This is a genomic window from Nostoc sp. (genome assembly GCF_036917815.1).
GTDB lineage: Bacteria > Cyanobacteriota > Cyanobacteriia > Cyanobacteriales > Nostocaceae > Nostoc.
In genome coordinates, this window is record NZ_JBALEK010000042.1 from 94,962 (window position 1) to 104,613 (window position 9,652).

General features: G+C 42.5%; 6 protein-coding genes. 2 read left to right on the forward strand and 4 right to left on the reverse strand.

From position 1 onward, the window contains the following. Nucleotides 1-73: 73 nt before the first annotated feature. On the forward strand, nucleotides 74-670 hold the full coding sequence (locus tag V7K97_RS12590; RefSeq protein ID WP_334801319.1) for a CPBP family intramembrane glutamic endopeptidase: 597 nt from the start codon (nucleotides 74-76) through the stop codon (nucleotides 668-670). A gap of 506 nt (nucleotides 671-1,176) precedes the next feature. On the opposite strand, the gene V7K97_RS12595 is transcribed toward V7K97_RS12590, so the two are convergent. After that, nucleotides 1,177-2,646: a hypothetical protein gene (locus tag V7K97_RS12595; protein WP_334801320.1), complete on the reverse strand. Its 1,470-nt coding sequence runs from the start codon at nucleotides 2,644-2,646 to the stop codon at nucleotides 1,177-1,179. An 81-nt stretch (nucleotides 2,647-2,727) separates the two neighbouring features. Next, nucleotides 2,728-4,671 (reverse strand): tRNA uridine-5-carboxymethylaminomethyl(34) synthesis enzyme MnmG, encoded by a 1,944-nt coding sequence (gene mnmG / locus V7K97_RS12600; RefSeq protein WP_334801456.1) that lies wholly within the window; start codon nucleotides 4,669-4,671, stop codon nucleotides 2,728-2,730. A gap of 311 nt (nucleotides 4,672-4,982) precedes the next feature. Here mnmG and V7K97_RS12605 point away from each other — a divergent pair, with 311 nt between their 5' ends. Beyond that, the gene (locus V7K97_RS12605) at nucleotides 4,983-5,855 is read left to right on the forward strand and encodes a D-alanyl-D-alanine carboxypeptidase family protein (protein WP_334801321.1); all 873 of its coding nucleotides are present in this window, start codon (nucleotides 4,983-4,985) and stop codon (nucleotides 5,853-5,855) included. A gap of 300 nt (nucleotides 5,856-6,155) precedes the next feature. Here the strand turns inward: V7K97_RS12605 and V7K97_RS12610 are convergent, their stop codons facing one another. Then, nucleotides 6,156-6,785 (reverse strand): Uma2 family endonuclease, encoded by a 630-nt coding sequence (locus V7K97_RS12610; RefSeq protein ID WP_334801323.1) that lies wholly within the window; start codon nucleotides 6,783-6,785, stop codon nucleotides 6,156-6,158. A 1,390-nt stretch (nucleotides 6,786-8,175) separates the two neighbouring features. Then, nucleotides 8,176-9,594: a TIGR03985 family CRISPR-associated protein gene (locus V7K97_RS12615; RefSeq protein ID WP_334801325.1), complete on the reverse strand. Its 1,419-nt coding sequence runs from the start codon at nucleotides 9,592-9,594 to the stop codon at nucleotides 8,176-8,178. Nucleotides 9,595-9,652 lie beyond the last annotated feature (58 nt).

The following is a 9,652-nucleotide window of genomic DNA, read 5'->3' on the forward strand; positions in this document are numbered from 1 at the left end:
TTGTCATTAGTTATTCTCCCTCTGCTCCTCTACCCCATTCCCCACTCCCCACTCCCCACTCCCCATAAAACCCGTGGTTGAACAACAAAAACAAGAGCCAGAAATTCCATACTTGACGCGCATCCAAATACTTGGGGCGATGGGAGTGACTGCAATCATTTTATTGATAGTCGCCAAACTTTCGTTATACTTTGGCAACTTTTCCCTATTTTCTTGGGACTTGAACCAAAAAGATTTGCTGCTAGGTGTAGGGTTGGGGTTCGTCATCACCGCGTTAAGTGGCTTAACTTATCGCCTTTGGACTGCATATCGTCAAAGTGCAGATTATTACCTAGAAGTGGTACTGAAGCCTTTAGCTTTACCAGACTTAATTTGGCTGGGGTTACTACCAGGGTTGAGTGAAGAATTATTATTTAGGGGTGTGATGCTGCCAGCTTTAGGCGCTGATTATACAGCCGTAATTGTATCTAGTCTTTGCTTTGGCATCTTGCATCTTAGTGGTTCCCAACAATGGCCTTATGTGATTTGGGCAACGATTGTTGGGATGATATTGGCGTATAGCGCCCTGCTTACTGGCAATTTATTAGTACCGATTGTTGCTCATATTATTACGAATTGGATTTCTAGCTATTCCTGGAAAATATGGCAATTGTCGGCGATTAAAAAATAAACTTTGAGCTTGATTTTCCGTAGGATCACAGCAATGCTCATTGGTGTCAATTTAAAGATTAGGGATTTCCTAGAAATAAATTATCCAAATAAACGTTGACGCAAAGCGGCTTGCCGCAGGCTACCACAGAGACAAGGCAGCGCGCGGTCTTCTCACATTGGGAGAGGCTAAAAGCGATAGCGAGTCCGCGTACCCTTACAGGGAAGCAAGCTACGCTTTTAGCGTCTCGTAGAGAGCGTCTGGGGTCTCCCCCTCCGGGTTCGGCAGTCCCTCTTTGTTGGGGCAACAAGACCGGGCTGCCTCACCAAGTGGAGCATCTGGTGTGGTTTCCCCCATGAGCGATTGCCGCGCAGAGAACACAGAGAGAGGATAAATAGAGAGGGTTTTGTGTCGGTTTTGGGATATTTTTTATTTGTCAGTCCCTTAAGTCATGTGACACAATGTGCAATTTAGAGTTGATCATTGGAATATTCTTGTGCGTGGAAGAGTTGCTGACAGAAGAACTTTTACAATTTCTGCCCAGCGTAAATCGATCGCACTTCACCGTTGCGCCGAATGACTGCTTCGCCATTGGTGACTTCTACTAAAGTCCAACCGCTTGAACCGATACTTTCACCCATATTGATGCGGCGAGTCACGCCATCAATTTTAAACAAAGCGGCAGACTTGCTGCCCAACTCTAGCAATCCCTCTAAGGTATTACTCGGAGCATCGGCGATCGCAGTTGGCGGATATACTTGTTCCTGGGTAATAGTTGGTTCTGACTCTGGGGCAAGTGCATCACGTAATGGAACTACTGGTAATGCAGGCAGAGGCTTGGGTGTTTGGCGCACGGTAATAGGTGCATTTTTCCCTGCCACAGGCTTGAGTTCAGATCGTACAGCCGCAGCGAACATGTTAACGCTTACAGGCTTGGCAGCTTGTCTCACTGTCTTCAGGGCAGTTTTCACAACATTAGGTTGAGATCCCTGTAACACACTCGCAACTTGTGGTAAAAGTGTGGGAGTCCCAGGAATGGCAGGCAGGGCGTACCGCATTGGCGACGGCGCTTGATAAACGGGAACGTAGATCCGCTCAACAACGCTTCCAGAAGGGTTAGGGGCTGGTGGTATATTGTTAGCTAGAAGTGGAAGTCCTGGTAGATTACCAGCTATTTGCCCGTTACCAAGGGCTATTTGGTTAGTATTTCCCTGAGTGGAGAATCCTGGAGTGAAAGATTTTTGATTGGGTGTTGCCGCTTGCTGATCTATAACTGCCAGTGCTTGGAGCATATAGTCAACTAACTCTGCCTCAATTTCTGTTTTTACGGGCAACTGTGAGTGCGGCTTGGGCAGTAGAAGCGCTGATTCGGGCAATTTGATATTTAAAAGATATACAACTCCAAACTGTACCAAGTAGATAATACCAGCGATCGCCACGCCTAAAGTTGTTCCCACAATCAGCAGTTTGCCCAAAGCCGGACTATTTTTCTGACGCTTTCTAATAACTGGTTTAAGGGTAGCGGCATTAAATACAACGGTACTCAATTGCTTATGGTTATTGTCAGCAGCTGACTGTACTCGCTGATTCAGCGTGTCTGAGAAAATAATCTGAGGCACGTATTCTGAAGGCGACTGGCGTTGATATTTGGGTGAAACCCCAGCAACAGAGTGGCTCGAATTGTTCTGACTACTTTGCCTAACAGTTTGAGAAGGCAGATTACCACTAACATCGAGAATGTAGTCGATATCGGCAAAGAGTTCATCCATTAGGCCATCAGCATAGTTTTCTATCGACCAAGGCTCGTTGGCGATTAAGTCTTCTGATGGTTCTGGTACTATGAGACGGGTGCTGGCTTCTTGTAACATAGACGTTCTATCTTTGTTGCTAGGACGGGGAAACGCCGCCCCTACTGCCTGGAAATTACGATTATTAATTAAACATCCAATCCCCCATCCGATTAAGACGAGTTGATTGAGCGTTAGTATTAAACTCAACTTTCATCTGGGGATTGTTGATGATGGCAGTACTAAGAGTTATGTCATCTATCATACCAATCTCCCTCCCTACTACTATACTCAGTATTTATCAAGTTTGTATGAGGCTAATGCTGGAAACTCTGACTGGTTCTTGGTTCTACGCAATTCTAGATATAATAATAAAGCATTAATATCTGCTGGGTTTACACCACCTATACGTGCAGCTTGACCAAGAGTGAGTGGTTTTACGTGAGTCAGCTTTTCCCGTGCCTCTTTAGAAAGAGTCTCAATTGTTGTGTAGTCCAAATCCCCAGGTAACTGGCGATGCCCTTGGCGGGCAATTTGGTCAATCTGATTTTGTTGCCTAGCGAGATAGCCAGAATACTTGATGTCAATTTCTGCGCCTTCTTTCTCGGCGCGGTTGAGATTGGGGTTTCCCAGTGCAAACCTGTCGAGATCAACGTAATGGAATCCGGGACGGCGCAGCAAATCGTTAAGGGTAATTGAACCTTTAATTGTTTGTTGGGTATTAGATGCGATCGCTATTCCAATTTCATCATGTTCTTTGACTCGTGTAACTTGCAATCTTTGTTTTTCTGTGGTAATGTTGGTTTGCTTTTGGGTAAAAATATCCCAACGGCGATCGTCAATTAAACCAATTTCCCGTCCCAAAGGTGTCAGGCGTTGGTCGGCATTGTCAGAACGCAATAGTAATCGGTACTCTGATCTACTGGTGAGCATCCGGTAAGGTTCCCGTAAATCCTTTGTACACAGGTCATCAACTAGCGTCCCAATGTAACTTTGCTCGCGGGCAAACACAATCATCTCTTGAGAATGAACAAATCGAGCTGCGTTAATTCCCGCCACCAGCCCTTGAGCAGCAGCTTCTTCATAACCTGTTGTGCCATTAATCTGTCCAGCACAAAACAATCCGGCAATCTTTTTGGTCATCAGTGTGGGGTAACACTGAGTTGCAGGTAAATAGTCATATTCCACAGCATAAGCCGGACGCAGCATCACACATTTTTCCAAACCGGGGAGAGTCTGCAACATCCGCAGTTGCAAATTTTCTGGCAACCCTGTAGAAAACCCTTGGATATAAAGTTCGGGTATATCCCTTCCTTCCGGTTCAATAAAGATTTGATGGCTTTCTTTATCAGCGAAGCGCACAATCTTATCTTCAATACTGGGACAATAACGCGGTCCTTTAGCTTCCACCCAACCGCCATAAACTGGCGAAAGGTGCAAATTATCTTGAATTAGGCGATGGGTTTCGGCAGTTGTGCGGGTGATGTAGCAAGGCATTTGTTCCCGTTCTACCCACACATCGGGGTCAAAACTGAACCAGCGCACATCTTCATCCCCTGGCTGGATTAGCATTTTACTATAATCCACCGATCGCCTGTCTACCCGTGCTGGAGTTCCAGTTTTAAGTCTTCCGACTTCAAATCCCAGACGATTTAAGGTTTGTGTCAACCCCTCAGCCGCAAATTCTCCAGCACGTCCGGCTGGCATTGATTTGTTACCAACCCAAATTTTGCCTCCCAAGAAAGTGCCAGTTGTCAAGATGACTGCTTTACATTGGAACCCCACACCAAAATAAGTTTCAACGCCGATGACTTCACCGTTAGCACCCAGCACCAAATCTGTCACCATACTTTCGCGGATTGTCAAGTTTTCTTGGTTCTCAACAATATTTTTCATCACTGCTGCATATTCGCGCTTGTCACTTTGGGCGCGTAATGCCCAAACAGCAGGTCCCCGTGAAGAGTTGAGGATACGTTTTTGTAGGTAGGTTCGGTCTGCTACTTTACCAATTTCTCCGCCGAGTGCATCTACCTCATGAGTCAATTGAGATTTAGCCGGGCCACCCACTGCTGGATTACAAGGTTGCCAAGCGATTCTATCCAAATTGAGCGTCAATAGCAGGGTACGACAACCGAGGCGGGCAGAGGCGAGAGCTGCTTCGCAACCGGAGTGACCTGCACCGACGACTATGACATCAAAAGCGTCTTGGAATTCAACGGAATTGTGCATGGTCATACCTACAGGATCGGCAAGCTGAGAGTTATTTTCAATTTTAACTGTTCCAGTGGTTTCATGGATGTATCTTTCTGATAAACAAGTTATCAAGATTACTAGTACTCAATTAGAGACAAGTTTCTCTTTTTAAACTTGAGTATTAAGTACAAATATCATCTTCTTTAAGAATTGTAACCAGGTTCCAGTTTATTGATTACAGCTATTGTTCATCTAGTTAGACATCAACACAAATTAATTTATCTCATCAATAAAAGATATTTACCAGAAGCCGATTAATTTTATTCTTGAATCAACTAAGCAATTATTTAACAATGAGACTCACTATCCACAAAAAAACTAATATTAATAGAATTATCAAAAAGGCAACTTTCATCAGTTTGTTTCTCTTGATGATTTTTGTCTTAGTAGCCAGTAATGAGATTAGCCATAACCAATTGGGTAGAACTGCCCAACCCTTAAATGTATGCTTGGCTCCTGATTCACTACCTTGTAAAACTTCCTCTCAAGAGATAATATCAAAACCATTTTTCCCCGACCAAAAATTAAATAATCAACAGCGTTTTTTATCTGCGATCGCTATAAAATTACCCACAATTCCCCAGCCTGCTACTTATGAATATACTTTGCTGCGAACCTATGGCGCAGTATTCGTAAATCCAGATGTTGGGATTAAACTGCCGCAAAAAGATATCTTGGCTAATGAACAAGAAACCCAAGACTTTCAAAGGACTTTAACAATGGGTCATGTTGATAAAACTAACGACTGTTATCTACAAAAGTCGGCGGCTGATGCTTTAAACAAAGCGCAAATTAAACAAGAAATTCCGCTAAAATCTGGTTATGGTTATGGTGATTGTACTCGCACTTTCAATACTAATTTAAGATTTTGGAATAAATATGCTAACAATCAAGTTTTAGCAAAAGTTCAAGAGGGTAAAGAAACAAAAATTCTCGGTTTAGTTGCACCTCCTGGAACTTCACAACATCTCTGGGGATTAGCAATTGATTTACGCGTATCTAATCAAGAACAGAGAAAATCTCTTAATCAAAATGGTTGGTTTCAAACCGTGGAAAACGATGTTCCACATTGGACTTATGTGGGTTTAACTGAAGAGAATTTGCCTCTGTTTGGTTTTAAGAAACAAGCTATTCGAGGCATTACTTATTGGATTACGCCACTTTAGGAGTTAGGAGTTAGATTGATTGGAAAATCCATAAGCTCTAATATCATGTCCGAATAATTAGTTATGATTCCCACAGTCATTGCACTCCACACGCCAGATGCTCCACTTGGGGAGACCCCAATGGCTCCCCTTAATCCCCTCCCCGCTCTTCGGGAGGGGAGACAAAGCATAGCTTTGGCGGGGTGGGGTTCTTCGAGTTTAATAAGTAATCAAGCGGACATGATATCACATGGTTGATTTTATTAAAATTATTAAGTGACAGGTTCACAAAAAACTCAAATAGCGATCCCAGTATCCTACCTAACTCATCTGTGCCCTTACCCATTCCCTGATTGCTTGTCGGAAAACCCGTCTTCCTGCCATGCGGTATCTTTCAATTAGTGATGGAATCTCTTGAATGTTCAGATTAGGAAACACTACACTTATTTCTCTTTGGAGATATCTTTCACCTTGTAACTGGTAAATTTTAATTTCCCCAGAGTCATAACACCAGATTTCAGGCACACCTAACCGCGCATAAATAGGAAAGCGATCTAAAGATTTACTAGTAACATCAATCTCTAAAGCCAGATCAGGAGGGGGATCTTGATTTAAATCGAACTTGAGCTTACCTCGAATTAGTGCTTCATTTTGGAAATAAAAACAATTGTCGGGTTCTATACCTGCCTTTTTTAGCTCTCGTTTCCAAGTACTTGAGCCATAACACTCATAATCTATTTCTAAAACTTCAGCCGTATCTTTGATGATGTCACCAATTATTTCTTTGTAATATTCATGTTCTGGTAATGGTGTCATAATCTCTAATGTGCCATTATCATAAGCCACCTTAGCCGCACGGGTTTCACCTAAATCTATCAATAAATTTTCAAATTGTTGCCAACTGATATTGTAGAGAACTACTCGATCAGCGCGATGTTCAGTTAGCAGCATAACTCCTCGCAGAATCACTAAGTAATAAACAGTAGTCAGTAATCAGTGAAAATCTGATATAAATCGTCAAACTTACAACTGATAGACATTTATCCGAATCTATTTGGGAGCATCCTAATTTTGCTTACATCTTTTCCCTCACCCCAGCCCCTCTCCCATCTTTGGGAGAGGGGAGACATAATTCTAGTTCCCTTGATCCCATCTTTGGGATCAGGGGTTAGGGGATGAAAGCTATCAAGGTTTTTGCACATTTGGGATGCTCCCATCTATTTTATCAACTACGATTGATGAATATTTCCCAACTCTTACCACTTTCTCCCTACGCCGATTTCAACACAAAACCATTGCAAAAATACTTAACCGCCAAAATATCTTTCTGGGCGCACTTATCTGTGGGGTTTTCCCCTTGTCCTCTTTATTAACCCAGACCGCTCCCAGACCGCTATTTTACAACTGTTTTTAGAGGTTGTTTGAAAAGTTTTTTTATACGCCTAACCCTTGGAGATCCCCCTAAATCCATGCCACTTGATGCCAGTCCGCTCAAGTCGGGAAACCCGCCCACGCGGCTGGCTCCTGTACTTGGGGAGACACGCCAGATCCTCCACTTGGTGAGGCAGCCCGGTCTTGTTGCCCCAACAAAGAGGGACTGCCGAACCCGGAGGGGGAAACCCCAGACGCTCTCTACGAGACGCTAAAAGCGTAGCTTGCTTCCCTGTAAGGGTACGCGGACTCGCTAAAACTTTTAGCCTCTCCCCCTGGGAGAAGACCGAACTGGCTCCCCAAGACCGCAGTGGCTCCCCGATAAATTGGGGGACTTTGATTTCGGTTCCCCCCTTTTTAAGCAGGGCTGTTTCATTCGTTCAGATCAGAATTTTGTCAAGAGTATCAACCAGAAAATTTAGTGAGTTGGTAATCGAAAAATTACTGTTTCAATCGGTAAATTTAAGTGCGATCGCCTGGTTTTTGACCCAATTAGAGTGTTTAAAAACCTGATTTTTTTGACTGATACGCTTGTAAATTAAGGTCTTTTAGGGAATGAATCAGCCCTGCCTTTTTAAGGGGGGTTAGGGGGGATCAATAAGTGCCTAAAATCACACCTAACTACTTTTCAAACAACCTCTAAACAAACTCAATGATAATTTAGCGAATGGCACTAAGAAAAGCTCGAAAGCTCGTGTAGTCTCGTTCCCAGCCTCCAGGCTGGGAATGTATTCTCAGAGGCTCTGCCTCTGGTCAAGAAACAGGAGGCAGAGCCTCCCAGAATGGGTTCCCAGCCTCCAGGCTGGGAACCAGTTAGGGTAAGGGCTGTGTCTTAACTTAGTGCCATTCGATAATTTAGCTTTCATGTTGCGAAGATAGGTAAGCGATCGCTATTTGGTTTCTGCTAACTTTAGAATCGTGTTTTATATAAATTCCAAGTATTTTGGATTTCTAAGGACATCTCTTCTCTTAATCCCCAAGGTAATAAAACTTCTACTTTTGACCCTAATGCCCGTAACCATCTAACAACATAGTAGTCTGTTACTCGGTAATCTACTTTATAGTAAGCATCAGTGCTAGGACGAAATTGGAGAATATTTAAAATAGCCTTTCTACGTTCAAGCTTAAGTGTATATTGTTCAGCTAATTTGACTGTTTGATCATAGCTAATTTGAGTAAATGTATCATGAATGCTAATTCCCTCAATATAGCGTTGATGAAAATCTTGCTCAAACCGCAATACCATTAATGCTTTTTCTTTATAAAAGTCGCACCCCCATGCTTCTTTTAACTGAGCATTGACAGTTTTAGGAGTTGGTAGCTCATTATCTTGATGTTTCTCTCTCAATAATTGAGGAACACGAGTATCTTGCCATTCTAAAATTTCTAAATGTTTAGAAATAATCCGATCTAAACGATATTTATACCAGTTAATATCACCTTTTGGAGTAGTGCCATAAGCACATAGATATTTAGCGCGTTCCATGAAGTAAATACAAACTGGATAAACAACACACTCTTTAATTTGATTTTGATGAGCGCTGTGATATGTCAGTATTAGAGGTTTAAATTGCCCAGTATTCCAGATATCCTGCAATTGGCTTTGAATTTCATCAACTGCATCTTGAATATCGCTTGATTCTGGTACGACATAATCAACATATAAAAAAACGCGATGATTATCTTCATAGATTTCTTCTGAAAATTCTTCGGCTAACAAAGGATATGCGGGGTCAAGAAAACTAAATATACCCAAAGCTCCAGCTAAATATGCTTGTTTTTTAAGTGTTAATTTGCTGTAAGTATCTTCTGAATTACTGAAGTTAGGTAGTTTGTCTACTCGACAATAATATTTACTTCTACCACTGAACTTATTTACTCGTTGCAAGCAGTTTCGACTGACTAATAAATCTAAGTCACTTTGAAGTGATTTGCGAACTTGAGCAAATAACGGTTCTTCCAAAAGCTTATCTAGCTCAGAATTTGATATGGGTATTTGCTTTTGGAGTGAATTCTGCCATTCGTCTATGGGTACTTCCCATCTTAATAACCATTGTTTGGTTGTTTTGATACAAGCGCAGTTGGAGTTTTGATGGTTAAGGATGTCTGCTTGCTTTTCATCCTTGTGAGTCTTAGTAAAGAAAGCTTGTCGCCAATCAGTATAAGTAAAACTGTTTTCTAGAGTAGTGTATGCTTCGTCACTATAGAGCCAACGTAACAATGCCCATAGCCGGATAGCGCGAGTCAGATTATGACTTTGGTCGAGAGAGCCGTTAGCTAGCTTTTGCAAAAGTTTAGGGTGTGGGTAGTTAGTGGCGACTGCATTCACGATCAGTTAGAGTGTCTCAAGTGTTCTTACTAAGTTAGCAGGTATTGGAAAGGGGTAC

Bases quoted from the DNA above. Each gene is read 5' to 3' on its own strand.
- V7K97_RS12610 (WP_334801323.1), bottom strand. From the start codon at position 6,785: ATGCTGCTAACTGAACATCGCGCTGATCGAGTAGTTCTCTACAATATC.
- mnmG (WP_334801456.1), bottom strand. From the start codon at position 4,671: ATGACCATGCACAATTCCGTTGAATTCCAAGACGCTTTTGATGTCATA.
- V7K97_RS12605 (WP_334801321.1), top strand. From the start codon at position 4,983: ATGAGACTCACTATCCACAAAAAAACTAATATTAATAGAATTATCAAA.